This window comes from Pedobacter sp. HMWF019 (assembly GCF_003061025.1).
GTDB lineage: Bacteria > Bacteroidota > Bacteroidia > Sphingobacteriales > Sphingobacteriaceae > Pedobacter.
This window is the reverse complement of sequence record NZ_QAIL01000039.1, coordinates 1-16,865: the sequence shown is the minus strand read 5'-3', so window position 1 is coordinate 16,865 and position 16,865 is coordinate 1. Positions and strand designations below refer to the sequence as shown.

General features: G+C 39.7%; 13 protein-coding genes. 9 read left to right on the top strand and 4 right to left on the bottom strand.

Annotation, left to right across the window (positions count from 1 at the left end; all coding sequences use genetic code 11):
• The first annotated feature begins 202 nt into the window (after nucleotides 1-202).
• Entirely contained in the window at nucleotides 203-1,426 is a 1,224-nt protein-coding gene (locus DBR11_RS02675; RefSeq protein WP_108550070.1) for an MFS transporter, read from the top strand.
• A 67-nt stretch (nucleotides 1,427-1,493) separates the two neighbouring features.
• Here the strand turns inward: DBR11_RS02675 and leuS are convergent, their stop codons facing one another.
• The gene (gene leuS / locus DBR11_RS02670) at nucleotides 1,494-4,301 is read right to left on the bottom strand and encodes a leucine--tRNA ligase (RefSeq protein ID WP_108550069.1); all 2,808 of its coding nucleotides are present in this window, start codon (nucleotides 4,299-4,301) and stop codon (nucleotides 1,494-1,496) included.
• 97 nt (nucleotides 4,302-4,398) lie between these two features.
• Nucleotides 4,399-4,824, bottom strand: a complete 426-nt coding sequence (locus DBR11_RS02665; protein WP_146186441.1) for a hypothetical protein — start codon at nucleotides 4,822-4,824, stop codon at nucleotides 4,399-4,401.
• Between the two features lie 238 nt (nucleotides 4,825-5,062).
• Here DBR11_RS02665 and DBR11_RS02660 point away from each other — a divergent pair, with 238 nt between their 5' ends.
• The 8 genes from DBR11_RS02660 (at nucleotide 5,063) to DBR11_RS02620 (ending at nucleotide 13,211) form a co-directional block, all read left to right on the top strand.
• On the top strand, nucleotides 5,063-5,941 hold the full coding sequence (locus DBR11_RS02660) for an ABC transporter permease (protein ID WP_108550067.1): 879 nt from the start codon (nucleotides 5,063-5,065) through the stop codon (nucleotides 5,939-5,941).
• Nucleotides 5,941-6,165, top strand: a complete 225-nt coding sequence (locus DBR11_RS02655) for a DUF3098 domain-containing protein (RefSeq protein WP_108550066.1) — start codon at nucleotides 5,941-5,943, stop codon at nucleotides 6,163-6,165. The genes DBR11_RS02660 and DBR11_RS02655 overlap by 1 nt, the downstream gene beginning before the upstream one ends.
• A gap of 4 nt (nucleotides 6,166-6,169) precedes the next feature.
• Nucleotides 6,170-6,970, top strand: a complete 801-nt coding sequence (locus DBR11_RS02650) for an undecaprenyl-diphosphate phosphatase (RefSeq protein ID WP_108550065.1) — start codon at nucleotides 6,170-6,172, stop codon at nucleotides 6,968-6,970.
• Entirely contained in the window at nucleotides 6,970-7,665 is a 696-nt protein-coding gene (gene truB, locus DBR11_RS02645; protein WP_108550064.1) for a tRNA pseudouridine(55) synthase TruB, read from the top strand. The genes DBR11_RS02650 and truB overlap by 1 nt, the downstream gene beginning before the upstream one ends.
• A gap of 1 nt (nucleotide 7,666) precedes the next feature.
• Nucleotides 7,667-8,530, top strand: a complete 864-nt coding sequence (locus DBR11_RS02640; protein ID WP_108550063.1) for a YitT family protein — start codon at nucleotides 7,667-7,669, stop codon at nucleotides 8,528-8,530.
• 10 nt (nucleotides 8,531-8,540) lie between these two features.
• Nucleotides 8,541-9,485, top strand: coding sequence for a bifunctional riboflavin kinase/FAD synthetase (locus tag DBR11_RS02635; RefSeq protein WP_108550062.1), 945 nt, complete (start codon nucleotides 8,541-8,543; stop codon nucleotides 9,483-9,485).
• 434 nt (nucleotides 9,486-9,919) lie between these two features.
• A complete protein-coding gene (locus tag DBR11_RS02625; protein ID WP_108550060.1) occupies nucleotides 9,920-12,148 on the top strand; it encodes a cation:proton antiporter in 2,229 nt (742 codons plus the stop codon).
• 25 nt (nucleotides 12,149-12,173) lie between these two features.
• Nucleotides 12,174-13,211 carry a DUF2157 domain-containing protein gene (locus tag DBR11_RS02620; protein ID WP_108550059.1) on the top strand — a complete coding sequence of 346 codons (1,038 nt, stop codon included), beginning with the start codon at nucleotides 12,174-12,176 and terminating at the stop codon, nucleotides 13,209-13,211.
• A gap of 3 nt (nucleotides 13,212-13,214) precedes the next feature.
• Here DBR11_RS02620 and DBR11_RS02615 read toward each other — a convergent pair whose 3' ends face one another.
• The gene (locus tag DBR11_RS02615; RefSeq protein ID WP_108550058.1) at nucleotides 13,215-13,838 is read right to left on the bottom strand and encodes a LysE family translocator; all 624 of its coding nucleotides are present in this window, start codon (nucleotides 13,836-13,838) and stop codon (nucleotides 13,215-13,217) included.
• 14 nt (nucleotides 13,839-13,852) lie between these two features.
• Entirely contained in the window at nucleotides 13,853-16,654 is a 2,802-nt protein-coding gene (gene uvrA, locus DBR11_RS02610; protein ID WP_108550057.1) for an excinuclease ABC subunit UvrA, read from the bottom strand.
• Between the last annotated feature and the right edge of the window lie 211 nt (nucleotides 16,655-16,865).

Here is a 16,865-nt window from a genome sequence, read left to right as displayed (position 1 = left end):
CTTTCATTTTGAATTATTAAATAAGATATTTATTATTTAAACAGACCTAAATGTAATGTTTAGGGAACAACTTCTAACAGAAAATTTCGGTAATTGTTAATACAAAGTAAAGTATGGCTTTTGTTGTTTTGAAATGGCAAAGCCGCGTACAAATGTCCTTAAATTTGCATACGCTCCGTTAAGTTATTATATATTAAACATTATGAAGTCAGAAACAAGTTCAAATGTTTCTTTACCACAAGTTCGTTTACGCATTACTAGTTTTGTTGCATTTACATTTTTTGGATATTTTACCATAGGCCTTGCGCTAGCTGTTTTAACAATTTTCATACACCAGGAACTTGGCTATAGTGCCATGATTGCAGGTGTTGTAATCAGTATCCAATATGTAACCACTTTCGTTATGCGTGGTTATGCTGGAAAAATAGTCGATCTGAAAGGCCCCAAACCCGCAGTTCTACTAGGTATGGCCGGTTTTGTTTTAAGTGGGATACTCCTGTTTATAGCTTATACATTAAAACACATCCCCCCTATGAGTTTGGGCCTGCTGGTCATTACAAGGCTTATGACAGGCTTCTCAGAAGGACTAATTGGTGCCAGTCCTGTAAACTGGGCTATTCTGGCAGTCGGGGATCAGCATACAGCTAAAGCCATATCTTTTAATGGCATTGCAAGTTATGGCGCACTCGCTGCTGGTGCACCTCTGGGCGTATTGCTAAACAACAGCTATGGCATAGGCAGTATAGGTCTTTTAATTGTCTTGGTAGGCATTATCGGTCTACTGTATGCAAAAAGCAAGACGCCTTTAAAAGGAAATAGTACCAGTCCAAGAGAGTCTTTTCTGAAGGTGCTGAAAAAGGTATCACCTTTCGGTATTTGTCTTGCTTTAGGAGGTTTGGGATTCGGAACAATCTCTACGTTTATCACCCTATATTACGCTTATCTAAACTGGTCTGATGCGGTACTTTGCTTATCAGTTTTTAGCCTATTATTTATACTTGGACGTATCTTCTTTGGCCGTTCAATTGATTTGCATGGCGGATTAAAAACATCTATCGTCTGCCTTGCCCTGGAAACTTCCGGCCTTTTGATCCTTTGGCTAGCCACAACGCCGACAGCAGCATTGGTTGGTGCAGGAATAGCGGGCTTAGGATTCTCCCTTGTCTTTCCCGCACTGGGCGTAGAAGCCGTAAAATTAATCCCCCCTTCCAATCATGGTGCTGCGCTTGGAGGGTATGGTTTATTTATCGATCTTTCTCTGGGTATTACAGGTCCTTTAGTTGGTGCTGTAGCCAGCCGCTTTGGAATGCCATACATCTTCCCTTTCAGTATGGGAATGGTTTTTCTAGGCTTCCTGTTCGCTGTCATCATCTATATCAGGCAAAAGAAAAATCTCCCTTTAACAGTCGTTCATAACGCTACGTAGGGATTCTCAAAAATAAAAAGGGGCTGTATCAAACGATACAACCCCTTTAATTTTCCGAAAATCAGGATTAAATCACAATGTTCACAATCCGGCCTTTCACAACGATAACCTTTTTAGGTGTTTTACCCTCCAGATATTTTTGCACCTGCTCATCAGCCAGAACAGTATCTTCAATTTCTTTTGCTTCCAAAGTTAAACTCAGATTAAGGTTCAACCGGGTTTTACCATTTACAGAAACAGGATAACTGAATTCATCTTCTACCAAATAGGCTGGATTAAACACGGGATATGGAGTATAAGATAAACTTCCTTCCTCATGCCCTAATAAAGACCAAAGCTCTTCACAGATATGTGGCGCATAGGAGGAAAGCACCACAACCAAATCTTCCAGTACCTGACGATTCTTACATTTCAAATCTGTCAGTTCATTCACTGCAATCATAAAACTGGATACCGATGTATTGAAAGAGAAACGTTCAATATCATCCTGAACCTTTTTAATGATCTTATGTAAAGCCTTAAGCTCTGCCTTGGTTGGAACAGAATCGCTGACATTAAAAACCCAGGCTTCATTATGGAACAGCCTCCAGAACTTACGAAGGAATTTAAACACACCCTCTATACCATTGGTATTCCAAGGTTTGCTCTGTTCCAGTGGGCCCAGGAACATTTCATACATCCTTAAGGTATCTGCACCATAATTTTCAATTAATACATCCGGATTAACTACGTTAAACTTGGATTTAGACATCTTTTCTACCTCTACCCCGCAAATGTATTTTCCATTTTCCAGGATAAATTCAGCATCCTTAAATTCTGGTCTAAACAACTTGAATTTAGGAATGTCCAAAATCTCATTTTCTACAATATTCACATCTACGTGCAATGCAGATGTTTTATAGTCGTTCCGCAACCCATGAGACACCAGCGTATTTGTTCCGCGGCCCTGCTCATCAATAACGCGGTAAACAAAATTACTTCTTCCCTGGATCATGCCCTGATTAATCAGTTTTTTGAAGGGTTCTTCCTCCTGTACATAGCCAAGATCTTTAAGGAATTTATTCCAGAAACGGCTGTACAAAAGGTGACCTGTAGCATGCTCAGCTCCTCCGATATACAGATCGACATCCTTCCAGTAATCAATTGCTTCTTTTGAAGCAAATTCAGAATTATTAATGGCATCCATATACCTGTACCAGTACCAGCTTGAACCAGCCCAGCCAGGCATTGTACTCAGCTCATACTCGTACTGATCTTCATAACTCCAGTTCTCAGCCCTACCCAATGGAGGTTCTCCAGTCTCAGTTGGCAGATATTTATCAATTTCAGGCAGCAATAACGGCAATTCTTCTTCCTTAATCAGGTAAGGTAAGCCATCCTTAAAATAAACAGGAATGGGCTCACCCCAATACCGCTGACGACCAAAAATAGCATCTCGCATACGGTAATTTATCTTTGCCTTTCCTACCCCCTGTTCTTCAAGCCAATTGTTTAAGAAAGGAATCGCTTCGGCATAGTTCATCCCATTAATAAAGCCTGAATTGATGTATTTCCCTTCCTTGGTTGGATCGGCCTGTATATCTATATTTTGCTGTGCATCCAGAATTTGTACAATTGGCAAATTGAAATGAGTAGCAAATGCCCAGTCACGCTGATCTCCGCTTGGCACACCCATTACCGCCCCAGTACCATAACCAGCAAGAACATAGTCTGCAATCCAAAGCGGTACCCGCGCTCCACTCACCGGATTGATGACATAGCTTCCAGTAAAAGCACCCGAAACCGTTTTTGTATCCGCCATACGGTCCAGCTCTGATTTCTTCTTGGTTTGAGCAATATACTGTTCAATATCGCCTTTTTGTTCTGCTGTGGTTAATCCAGCTACCAATTCATGTTCAGGTGCAAGAACCAGATAAGAAACCCCAAAAATAGTATCAGCCCGTGTAGTGAACACTTCGATATAATCTTCTTCCACTCCTGTAATTGATGGTGTTTTATCAATAGCAAACCTAACACTTGCCCCAACACTTTTACCAATCCAGTTCCGCTGCATTTCTTTTACCGGCTCGGGCCAGTCTATGGTATTCAGTCCCTGAAGTAAACGCTCTGCATAAGCAGAAATACGCATACTCCACTGCATCATTTTCTTTTGTTCTACCGGATGCCCTCCGCGTTCTGAAAATCCGTCCTTAACTTCATCATTAGCCAATACAGTTCCAAGAGCCGGGCACCAGTTCACAGTACTTTCTTTTAAATAAGTCAACCTGTATTTAAGCAATTCTTCCTGCTTCTCCTCACTGGTCATTGTTGCCCAGTCACTCGGCATAAAAGTCTTGGTATCTTCATCGCTTACAGCCTTCACATCCGCACTACCCGAAGCATTAAACTTTTCAAGTAAAGTCGTCATATCTTCTGCCCTGTCTGTCTCCAGGTTATACCAGGAATTGAACAACTGCATAAAAATCCATTGTGTCCATTTATAGTATTCCGGATCGCTCGTCCTAACCTCTCTGCTCCAGTCAAACGAGAAACCAATCTGATCCAGTTGCCTGCGATAAGTATTGATATTGGTTTCAGTCGTGATGGCCGGATGTTGTCCGGTTTGAATGGCATATTGCTCGGCCGGCAAACCAAACGAATCATATCCCATTGGATGCAATACATTGAAGCCCTTCAACCTTTTATATCTTGAAAATATATCTGAGGCGATATAGCCCAGGGGATGACCCACGTGTAAACCCGCACCTGATGGATAAGGAAACATATCCAATACATAAAATTTAGGTTTATCGGTATTAGTATCTGCTTTAAAAGTCTGGTTCTGAGCCCAAAACTGCTGCCACTTTTTCTCTATTTCTTTAAATTGGTAATCCATTACGGCTATTCCTTAATATATAGCGCGAAAATAATGAAATAATTTACCAATTGGTAATCAGAGTAAATATGCCGCCTTTTAAAGGCGGCATAGCTCACTATCTTTTAAGATAATAGGTTTCAGTAACCTTAGGGTTAGATTGGTCTATTGTGGCTGTAAACTGGAAAGTATTGTCATTAAGCACTTCGGTAGTACATACCAAAAGCTTTGAAGGTAACTTAATATTAAATGCGGTTCCAACAAAGGTGACGTAATTACCACTCGAAATAGTACCAGCCAAACTCATTTCGAAATCATTATTCTCTGTACTTTTAAAATCCACATAATCCGAACCCGGATTGTATTCTACCGTATTTGAGGAGGCTAATCCCCCATTGGAATCATAAACTTTGGTTTCTATTTTAGTCACCTGCCATTTTCCCGCAATTTTCACAATTGTCGTGTTTGAGTCTTCTTTTTTACAGGCCGTTATACCCGTGACCAGCAATAAAAAAAGGACTGCTGTAGTTAGTTTTTTCTTCATAGTTATGGTTTTTTGTTGTTTTTTTAACGAAAAAACAGTGAACATAGTATAAATATTCTCACCACAAGCCTAAGCACAATCCGCTTTAAGAAGTGTTAAAGATTGTTAAGATCGAAAAGAAGAAACTATTTTAATTAAACTTTCGTTGTAGATTAGAAGGTAATTGAATGCTAAAGCCATATAATTTATTTTAGTTGCTTTTATTTTTTTATTTTCGCACAACAATAAATACGAATACATGGAAGAATTTGAAGTAAGCGATGCTTCTAAGAAGACAAAGACCATATATATTTCAACAATATTCAGCATTACACTGGTATTGCTAACGCTTGGCATGCTGGGCTTAATTCTGGTACATGCAAAAAACCTGTCCAACTATGTTAAAGAAAATATTGTTCTGAACATTATCCTTGATGAAGGTGCTAAGGATGCTGATGTACTTCAATTTCAAAAAGAGCTCAATTCTAATCCTGCGATAAAAACAACTCAATATGTAAACAAGGAAATTGCCGCCAAGAACCTTACCCAAGATCTTGGAGAAGACTTTGTGAATTTTCTGGGTTACAACCCACTATTATCTACGATTGATGTTTATCTGAAAGCAGACTACGCGAACAATAAAAGCATAGACGCCTTAAAAGCACAAATCAGTAAAAACCCGGCTGTTAAAGAGGTGATCTATCAAAGCTCTCTAATTGATATGGTCAACCAGAACATCAATACCATCAGCCTGATCATTTTGGCTTTTGCTGCTATATTACTCGTGATTTCCATTGCTCTGATCAACAATACCATCAGGTTAGCTATTTATTCTCAGCGTTTCCTGATCAAAAGCATGCAACTGGTGGGCGCAACTAAAAACTTTATCCGCAAGCCTTTTATTCTACTTGCTGCTTTACATGGTCTTATCTCAGCCATTATTGCTGTGATTATTCTGCTGGGTATCCTATATTACGCACAAAAACAAATTCCTGAAATCATCATATTAAGAAACTATACAGAATTTGGGTTTGTATTGTTATTTATGCTTGGACTGGGCATCTTTATCACAGCCATTAGTACCGCCATGGCAGTAAGCAGATATTTACGTTTAAAAAGTTACGATCTATACAGATAATGATACAAAAAAAACACAGCCCTGCAAGCCAGGACAACAAATCAGAATTGGTTTTCACCAAAAAGAATTATCAACTGCTGTTAATCAGCATCGCTATTGTTGTATTTGGCTTTATCTTAATGATAGGTGATACCAATATCTACGATTTCAGAAAAACCCTTCTTGCACCAATGGTGGTACTTTTTGGTTTTGCTTTTGGTATATATGCCGTTTTAAAGAAATAGATTCATGGATTTTCTACAAACCTTTATCCTTTCTGTAATAGAAGGAATAACGGAGTTTTTGCCCGTTTCCTCTACTGGCCACATGATCATTGCCTCTTCGGTAATGGGAATTGACAAAGATCCATTTGTAAAACTCTTTGAAATTGCAGTGCAACTTGGGGCCATCCTTTCTGTTGTTGTTTTCTACTGGAAAAAATTCTTCCCTCTGAATCACTGGAAGTTTTACCTGAAGCTTGTTATAGCTTGTTTACCAGCAGCGGTATTTGGAATGTTACTTCAAAAAAAAATCGACCATTTACTGGAGAGCCCTGTTACCGTTGCGGTAATGCTTGTTGTTGGTGGTATCATCTTGCTTTTTATCGATAGATTTTTCAATAAGCCAACAGTAAAATCTGAACCAGAGATTTCTAATAAGAGTGCGCTGATCATTGGCTTTTGGCAATGCCTTGCCATGGTTCCGGGTACCAGCAGAAGTGCAGCCAGCATTATCGGTGGAATGCAACAAAAATTAACCCGGTCAGTTGCTGCAGAGTTCTCTTTCTTCCTTGCCGTTCCTACAATGGTTGGTGCAACAGGATTAAAATTGGTCAAAGCCTATAAAGAAACACCCGAGATCCTAAAGGACAAACATAATCTGATGCTTTTAGGTGTGGGAAATTTAATTGCTTTTGTGATTGCTTTGCTTGCGATCAAATTTTTCATAGGTTATGTACAGAAGTATGGCTTTAAGCTGTTTGGCTGGTACAGAATCGCATTTGGTTTATTTTTCTTAGTCCTGTATCACCAGGGCCTTATACAACTTTAATGATCGAATTTCCGGATTTTAATTTTGCTGAAGGTGAGCTTCTGCTCATCAATAAGCCTTATCAGTGGACAAGTTTTGATGTGGTGGGAAAGATAAGAAACTCTCTAAAACCCCTCAAAATTAAAGTTGGACACGCAGGTACCTTGGATCCGCTTGCTACCGGTCTCCTGATTATCTGCACAGGTAAACTCACTAAACAAATTGACACCTTCCAGGCCCAGGAGAAAGAGTATACCGGTACGATGGTACTTGGTGCTACCACACCTTCTTTCGACCTGGAAACCGTTGTGGATCAGGAATTTTCGATAGAAGGAATTACAGAAGAACAGATCCATGCTGCTACGACACCCTTTACTGGTGATATACAGCAATACCCACCCGCTCATTCTGCAGTTAAGGTGAATGGAGAGCGTTTGTATGTGAAGGCCCGGAGAGGTGAAGAAACAGAATTGCGCATACGTCATGTTTCTGTTCCTGTATTTGAAATTACCCGAATTGAATTACCTGAAATTGACTTCAGGATTGTATGCAGTAAAGGTACCTATATCCGATCACTAATCTCTGATTTCGGCAAGCACCTGAATAACGGAGCATATCTATCTAAACTTGTAAGAACCAGAAGCGGAGATTTTCTGCTGGAAAATGCATTTGAGGTTATGGATCTGGTTGGCTATCTTAGAAGCAAGAAGGAATAATATGCGTGGTCAGTCAAAATCCGGAAAACTCAATTTTACTAAAAATCTATTTCTAATAGCCTGCGGTATCACTTCCGCATGTTTTGGTTTAAAGAGCTTCTTACTTCCAAGTGGTTTTATTGATGGTGGGGTAACAGGTATATCACTTTTGATTAGCCGGTTAACCGGACTCAAGCTTTCCTATCTAATTGTTCTGATCAATATTCCATTCGTTATTCTTGGATACCGACAAATTGGAAAAGTATTTGCCATCAAGACCGCAATTGCTATTGCATTATTAGCCATTTTACTAATTGTAGCCCCTTTCCAATCCATTACCCATGATAAATTACTAATCGCCTTCTTTGGAGGATTATTTCTTGGAGGCGGAATAGGCCTGGCCATGCGTGGTGGTTGTGTAATTGATGGTACAGAAGTTCTTGCACTCTTTCTCAGCAAGAAGAGTACCCTGACTGTAGGTAACATTATCCTGATCTTAAACATTGTTATTTTTGCCTTTGCAGCTGTATTTCTGGATATTGAAACTGCGTTATATGCCATCCTAACATACTTATCGGCCTCAAATACCGTTGATTATATTGTCAATGGTATTGAGCAATACACCGGTGTTACCGTGATCTCCGTAAAAAATGAGCACATTAAAAAATTCATCATCCACCAGATGAAACGGGGTGTTACGATTTATAAGGGTGAAGGCGGTTACGGAGAGAAAAAGGACATTGATATCCTCTATACTGTTGTTACAAAGCTAGAGATGAGCAAACTACAAACTGCGATCAGGCAAATAGATCCAGACGCCTTCGTCATCCAGCAGCAAATAGCCGATATTAGAGGTGGTGTAGTTAAACGCCAGCCATTACATTAATTTTAAGACATTGAAAATATATAATCAACTTTCTGAATTCAAAAAACTAGACCATGCTGTGGTAACCATAGGCACTTTTGACGGGGTACACTATGGGCATCAGAAAATCATCAAAAGATTATGTGAACTGGCCAGAGCAACCGGTGGAGAAAGCGTAATCTTAACTTTTTTTCCTCACCCCAGATTGATCATAGATCCGGAAAATCAGGACTTAAAAATGATCAATACCATCAAGGAGAAAGCTCAGATTTTAGCAGATTTAGGTGTGGGCCATTTAATCATCACCCCTTTCACACGTGATTTCTCTAATTTAAATCCAGAAGAGTACATTCAAAATGTACTCGTAGAAACGATAGGAACAAAACACCTGATTGTCGGGTATGATCACCGTTTTGGAAAAGACAGAAAGGGAGGAATGGCCGAACTGGAAATTTGCGCCAAAAAATTTGACTACAACATAGAAGTAATCGACGAGCAGGACATCAATGACGTTGCCGTAAGTTCTACAAAAATAAGACAAGCATTACTTACTGGTGATGTGGCTCTGGCCGCAAAGTACCTGGGTTATCATTTTTCTTTACAGGGCCGGGTAATTAAAGGAGATAAAATTGGTCGGACTATTGGCTTCCCTACAGCCAATCTTTTTATTGAAGAATCTTATAAACTTATCCCTTCGGATGGGATCTACGCCGTTACCGTAGATATGGAGGAAGGCTCATACAAAGGAATGGCTTATATTGGCCAGCGCCCAACCATTAACGGAATGACCAGAAATATCGAAGTCAATATCTTTGATTTTAACAAAGAAATTTACGGGCAGGAGATTAAAATGTCTTTCCTGGAATTTTTACGCCATGACGTTAAATTTACTGGATTGGAGGCGCTTAAAGAACAACTTAAACAAGACAAAGAAGACACGCTTGATTTTTTCAAAAGACTGTCACAAAATGCTTAAAACCTAATTTAAGGCACAAAAACCGGTCTTTTTTAGTATATTTACCTCAATGAGGTATGTATACTTAGTCTTTCTATGCATCTGTTTCCAGCTCTATTCTTTCTCTGCATTTGCTTCGGGAAAGCTGAAGTTGGACCGTAAACAAATTGCTTATGCGGAAGGAAAGGCATGTTCTGCAGATTCAAATACTTTTAACGACGACTTTCAGGCACTACCCCAGGTTGTCAAAAAGTATAAAGCCCAAATCAACCTGTTTCCAGAACATTCGTCATTGCACAATGCTCTGCCTGTTTCGAATACAGAATGCAAGTCCGCTTTCATTTTCTCACATTATTTAATTATTTTTAGTTTTCTGTACCCTAAACATGTTTTTTGGTAAGTATAATTTGTAGTCACCCGTTCACAATTATTTATCCATTTTAAAACAGCGTTTCATGATACATTTGCCAGTATTGATTACCGATCTTGGTCTTATCCTTGCCGCCGCGGGGGTCACTACACTTTTATTTAAAAGAATTAAACAGCCCCTTGTACTGGGCTATATCCTAGCAGGACTTCTGGTAGGCCCACATATTAAATTTATCCCAACAGTAACAGATAAAGAAAGCATTAACATCTGGGCCGAGATTGGGGTAATTTTTTTACTATTCAGTTTGGGGCTGGAATTCAGCTTCAAGAAACTTGTTAAGGTAGGAGGATCAGCTTCCATAACAGCGATCGTAGAAGTGGTTTTTATGCTGTTGATCGGATTTGCCGCCGGACAATTGATGAGCTGGTCTGTTATGGATAGCATCTTCCTTGGAGGCATACTTTCCGTTTCTTCCACTACAATCATTATCCGTGCCTTCGAAGAACTAGGTGTAAAACATAAAAAGTTTGCAGGGCTTGTCTTTGGCGTGCTGATTGTTGAAGACCTTGTAGCCATTCTCCTCCTGGTTCTGCTTTCCACACTGGCAGTCAGCCAACAATTTGCAGGCACGGAGATGCTCATTTCTATTTTGAAACTTTGTTTTTTTCTGGTCCTTTGGTTTATTGGTGGAATTTTCCTGATCCCCACCTTTCTCAAGGCTACAAAAAAGTTGATGAATGATGAAACAATGCTCATAGTCTCCATTGCCTTATGTTTAATTATGGTCTTGCTGGCGGTTAAGGTCGGCTTCTCCCCTGCTCTGGGTGCATTTATCATGGGCTCTATCTTAGCAGAGACTACCCAGGCAGAACGCATAGAACACCTTACAAAATCTGTAAAGGATCTCTTCGCAGCCATTTTCTTCGTGTCAGTGGGGATGCTTATCGATCCGAAAATCCTAATCGACTATGCAGGCCCTATACTGGTCATTACAATAGCGACGGTTCTGGGTAAATTTTTAAGCTCGGGCCTCGGCGCTTTAATTTCAGGGCAGCCTTTAAAAACTTCAGTACAAACAGGAATGAGCCTGGCACAGATTGGAGAGTTTTCGTTTATCATTGCGACCCTTGGATTATCTTTAAAAGTGACCAGCGAGTTTCTATATCCTATTGCAGTTGCGGTATCAGCCATCACTACATTTACCACCCCCTATCTGATTAAAGCCTCTGAACCCTTCTATAAGTTTATTGAACGTTCTTTACCTAAGAAATGGATTGAAGGCTTAAACCGTTACAGTTCCAGCACAGCAGGTATTACTACCCTCAGCGATTGGAAGGTATTTCTTAAAGCCTACACATTCAATACCATAATCCATAGTGTTATTTTAATCTCAATTGTCGTACTGGGTTCAAAATATTTACAACCTTTTATTGCAGAGCATTTGATCAACGGACATAACGGAACAGTGATCAGTCTCTTGCTTACCCTAATGATCATGACACCATTTTTATGGGCCCTTGCTTTAAGGAAAATGGAAAGAAAGGCCTACAGCAATTTATGGTTAAACAAAAAATATACTCGAGGCCCTTTAGTGGCTCTGGAAATCTTACGAATTGCTCTGGCCATTTGTTTTGTAGGTTTTCTCATCTTCCAGTTCTACAACACACTCATTTCCATTGCAATTGCACTGGCTTTGATTCTAGCAGTAATGTTCATTTTCTCAAGAAAACTGCAAGCCTTTTACAACAGACTGGAAAATCGTTTCCTGTACAACCTTAATGCCCGTGAAGCCCAAAATGCCCAGCCAGAGATCTTGCCCTGGGATACACATTTGGCAGAGCTCACAATTGCACCGGAATCAAAACTGGTTGGTTTTACATTAATGGAACTGTCCATCCGGGAAAAATACGGCGTTAATATTGCCTTGATTGAAAGAGGTAAAATCATGATCCCAACCCCAGGCCGGGACGAAAGGCTATACCCTCATGATAAAATCCTGGTTATTGGAACAGACGATCAGCTGGCTGTTGTTAAAGAACTATTTGAGGGTGCTATTGATGAAACTTCGCATGCAGATTTCCCTAAAAATGACATGACTCTCCAGAAAATTGTCGTAAACAGTTCCTCTCCAATCTATGGTCATAGCATCAGAAATTCAGGGATCAGGGACATTACACAGGGACTTGTTGTTGGAATAGAAAGAAAAGGAGAGCGAATCCTTAACCCAGATTCCAATATGATCTTTGAAAACGATGACATTGTATGGATCGTTGGAAATCACAAAAAAGTTCCTGATCTGTTAAAGAAAACTTAACTTAAAGCTTTTATCATCTCTGTCAATGAAATTAGACCAGGAAAAAAGTGAGTTTTTAGATGAAATGCTCCAGTATTGGCAGGATCAGGACATGATGACCAGCGAACAAGCAAAGTTATTGCAGAACAGTTATGAATCCAAAAATTTTGACTGGCGAAGGCTTGCTCAATACTCCTTTTGGATTGCAATGGCCTGCGGAGTAATCTCATTAGGTGCACTCCTGATCGACAAAGATATTCTAAGTTATTTAAAAAAATTGTACGATACACCAGACAGCATCATCAGCTTACTTTCTGCTGCTGCTGCTGGCATCTTATATTACAGGAGTTTTCAAAGACGAAAAACACATCAGATGCAAATCTTCAGTAATGATGCACTGATTTTTACTGCGGTCATGCTTACGGCCAATGCTATCGCCTATCTGGGCAAGACTATCGGCAGTAACGGATCACATTTTTCTTTACTGATCCTTTTATCCGTATTGATTTATGGCGTATTAGCCTATGTCTTTAAATCCAGGCTCATCTGGGCTTTTGTACTTCTTTCTTTGGGGGCTTGGTTTGGAACAGAGACGGGTTACCTTTCCAGATGGAATTGGTATTTCATTGGACTTAATTATCCACTGCGTTTCGTATTCTTTGGACTGCTGCTTACCGCCACGGCATTACTATTGAGAAAAAATAAGAAATTTGAACTATTTTACGGTACCACCTATATCAGCGGCATGATCTATCTTTTTATATCTCTCTGGCTGATCTCTGTGTTTGGTAACTATGGCACACTTGACGACTGGTACAAAGTTAAACAACTCAGTCTGTTCTACTGGGGCATTATTTCTGCAGGCGTCTGTATACTAAGCATCTGGATTGGTCTCAAATACAGAGATGATATTGCCAGGGAGTTCGGGATCACCTTTCTTTTTATCAATCTCTATACCCGCTATTTTGAATATTTCTGGGACAGCTGGCACAAAGCATTGTTCTTTTCTGTTCTGGCCGCCTCATTTTGGATCATTGGCCAAAGAGCGGAAAAGATCTGGAATGTAGAATTTCTGAAAAAATAAATGCTAAACTTTTATAAAGTGAATATAGACAATCTTACAAATATGGTATGCCGACAAAGCAAAGAACAAAATGGCAATGCTCTTATTCACAATATAACTGCTCAAGTCAAATTTCTCTTTGATATATTTGGCAAACCGTGCAAAACCGTACAAAGCCAGAGCAGCACCTATCCCTGATCCCACACTAAATACACTTAAAGAAAGATATCCGATGTCTATCCATTCATGGGAGATCAGATAGGTTCCAACAAAAAGCCAGTAAGGAATCTGCATTGGATTCAGTACCCCGAGTAACATACCATAACGGATACTGTCCTTTTCCGAATAATCAGCCTTTGGCATCTCTTTTCTGGACCTCCAGGTAATAATTCCCAATACACCAAACATGATCACCATGACCACATCAATAACATTACTTAGGTTCATTGTGCTCGACAGCCATTGAACAAAACGCATCACCGCAAAAGTAAACAGGACCTCTACAGAAGCAAATGCACCTATAAAATAAAGAGCCTGCCGGATTCCCCGGTTAATGGTAATCTGTACAACCGTCAAATTAATATTTCCTGGAGGAATATATCCTATAGAATTTAACAATATCCCCAGTACGAATGTTAAAAAAAGCATTGGCGAAGATACAATTATTTCAAATGTGCTTTTAAATACTTAGCTGTATAAGACTCTTTTGAAGAGATAAGGTCCTCAGGACTGCCTTCGAAGACCACATATCCCCCTTTGTCTCCTCCTTCAGGACCAATGTCAATTACCCAGTCTGCAGATTTAATCATATCCATATTGTGCTCAATCACCAAAATCGTATTCCCCTGCTCAATAAGTGTATTTAGAGCAATCAACAATTTCTTTATATCATGAAAATGTAAACCAGTGGTTGGCTCGTCAAAAATAAACATGGTCTTATTTGCATTATTTCCTTTGATGAGGAATGAAGCCAGTTTAATACGCTGCGCTTCCCCACCTGAAAGGGTATTGGAAGACTGACCAAGATGTACATAACCTAAACCTACGTCTACCAGTGGCTGTAATTTATTTAGAATCTTAGGCTCCTTACTGAAGAAACTTACCGCTTCATCAATAGTCATGTCCAGAATATCAGATACATTTTTATCCTGATAAGTGATGTCCAGTACCTGCTGTTTGAATCTTTTTCCGCCACAAGCCTCACAAGGCAGGTAAATATCTGCCATAAACTGCATCTCAATTTTTACCTCTCCTTCACCCTGACACACGTCACACCTTCCACCTTCTACGTTAAAAGAAAAAGCAGCAGGTTTAAGACCTGCGGCTTTAGAAGCTGGCAAAGCCGAGAATAAAGCCCTGATATCGTCCCAGGCTTTTACATAGGTAACAGGATTAGAACGCGAAGATCTCCCGATCGGATTCTGATCCACCATTTCTACTGCACTCACCAGATCCAGGTTCCCGAATATCCCATCATATGCCCCGGTCTGTTCCCCTGCATAATTACCGATAGCTTTTTGCAAAGCAGGGTAAAGGATCTTTTTTACTAAACTTGTTTTACCCGAACCGGATACCCCGCTTACGACTGTAAAAACTCCAAGAGGAAATTTTACGTCGATATTCTTCAGGTTGTTTTCCCGCGCTCCCTTTAAAAGGACATGATCTTTCCATTTACGTCTCTTTCCAGGAACCTCTATTCGCTCCTTTCCAGCTAAATATCGACCAGTCAGGCTATGCTTATCTTTAATGATCTCTTCATAGGTTCCGCTAAACACCAGGTTACCCCCATGCGTGCCCGCTTCAGGACCAATATCTATAATATGATCTGCAGCTTTCATCATCTCTTCCTCATGTTCAACAACCAAGACAGTATTTCCCACATTTCTCAGAGATTCCAAAACACCAATCAGTTTGTTGGTATCCCTTGGGTGTAAACCGATACTCGGTTCATCCAGGACATATACGGAGCCCACCAGACTGCTTCCAAGTGAAGTAGCCAGATTAATACGCTGTGATTCTCCTCCGGAAAGCGTATTAGACAATCTGTTTAAGGTCAAATAACCTAAACCAACATTATTCAAATACTCCACCCTGTTAAAGATTTCTGACAGTAATCTTTTAGATATCTTCTGGTCTGTTTCTGACAGATCCAGCTTTTCAAAGAAATCCAGTATGGTAGAGAGCGGCATTAAAACGATATCGATAATAGATTTACCACCAATTTTAACATAAGAAGCATCCTTTCTTAACCTTGAGCCTTTACAATCCGGACAAACCGTTTTCCCCCGGTACCGGGAAAGCATGACACGGTATTGTATCTTATAGGTTTGCTCTTCTAAATCTTTAAAAAATGCATCCAGCCCTTCAAAATATTTATTCCCTGTCCACAACACTTTCTGTTGTTTATCGGTCAGTTCACTGTAAGAACGGTGGATAGGAAAGTCAAATTTATCTGCATTTCTGATCATTTTATTTAACCATTCCCTCATTTTTTCTCCGCGCCACGGAGCTATTGCATTGTCATAGACACTCTTGCTTTTATCTGGAATGACCAGATCTTCATCAATACCGATCACATTTCCATAACCTTCACACCTCTTGCAAGCTCCGTAGGGGTTATTAAAACTGAAAAAATTAGGCGTAGGTTCCTCAAATTTGATTCCGTCAAGTTCAAAACGGTCACAGAAGTGGGTCATTTTGCCATCATGTTCCACGTAGCAATCTCCCTTACCTTCAAAAAATGCAGTCTGGGCAGAATCAGCAATACGACTCAAGGTTTCCTCTTCCTTATTCACTACAATACGATCAATTAAGATCATAACGGTATTTTCACTCGTCAGCTCCACATCTTTAAAATCCTCATCTTCAAGAATGGCTTCAATCTTGTAAATCTGATTATTAAGTAAGACTCTTAAAAAACCCTTTTGAAGTAATACAGCCAATTCCTCTTTAATCGTCCGGTTATTGTGAGGAAAAAGAGGACAATAAATAGTAACAGTACTTTCATCCTCCAGTTTAGAAATAAAGTCAACAATGGTCGTTACACTGTCCTTCTTTACAATCTGCCCCGATTCCGGAGAATAGGTTTTTCCTATTCTTGAAAACAGCAGTTTCAGGTAATCATAGATTTCAGTTGAAGTGCCCACTGTGGATCTCGGATTCGAAGTAATTACCTTTTGTTCTATAGCAATAGCAGGCGCAATACCTTTTATATAATCAACATCAGGTTTATTCATCCGGCCCATAAACTGCCTGGCATAAGCAGACAGACTCTCTACATATCTCCTCTGCCCTTCAGCATATAAAGTATCAAATGCCAGTGACGACTTCCCGGAACCTGACATCCCGGTAATAACGACCAGTTTATTCTTTGGAATGGCTACATCAATGTTTTTAAGGTTGTGAACCCTTGCCCCTTTTATAATAATATTTCTATGTGGATCTTTCTCTGTTTCCTTACTCATACGACTAGATAGAATGCTGCTAATATACCCCAAAAAAGTTACATTGGTAATTCCCGGGAACGCAAAAATAAGGCACTCAGGGTACTTTTATTTTTTTTTAACACTTTTCTTATTGAATTATGATAAAAAAATGCTTCTTTTGGAATTAATAACCACAACAATTGAACCATTCATTTAAAAAAACTAATAGGAGAACTGCTATAGATTAGAC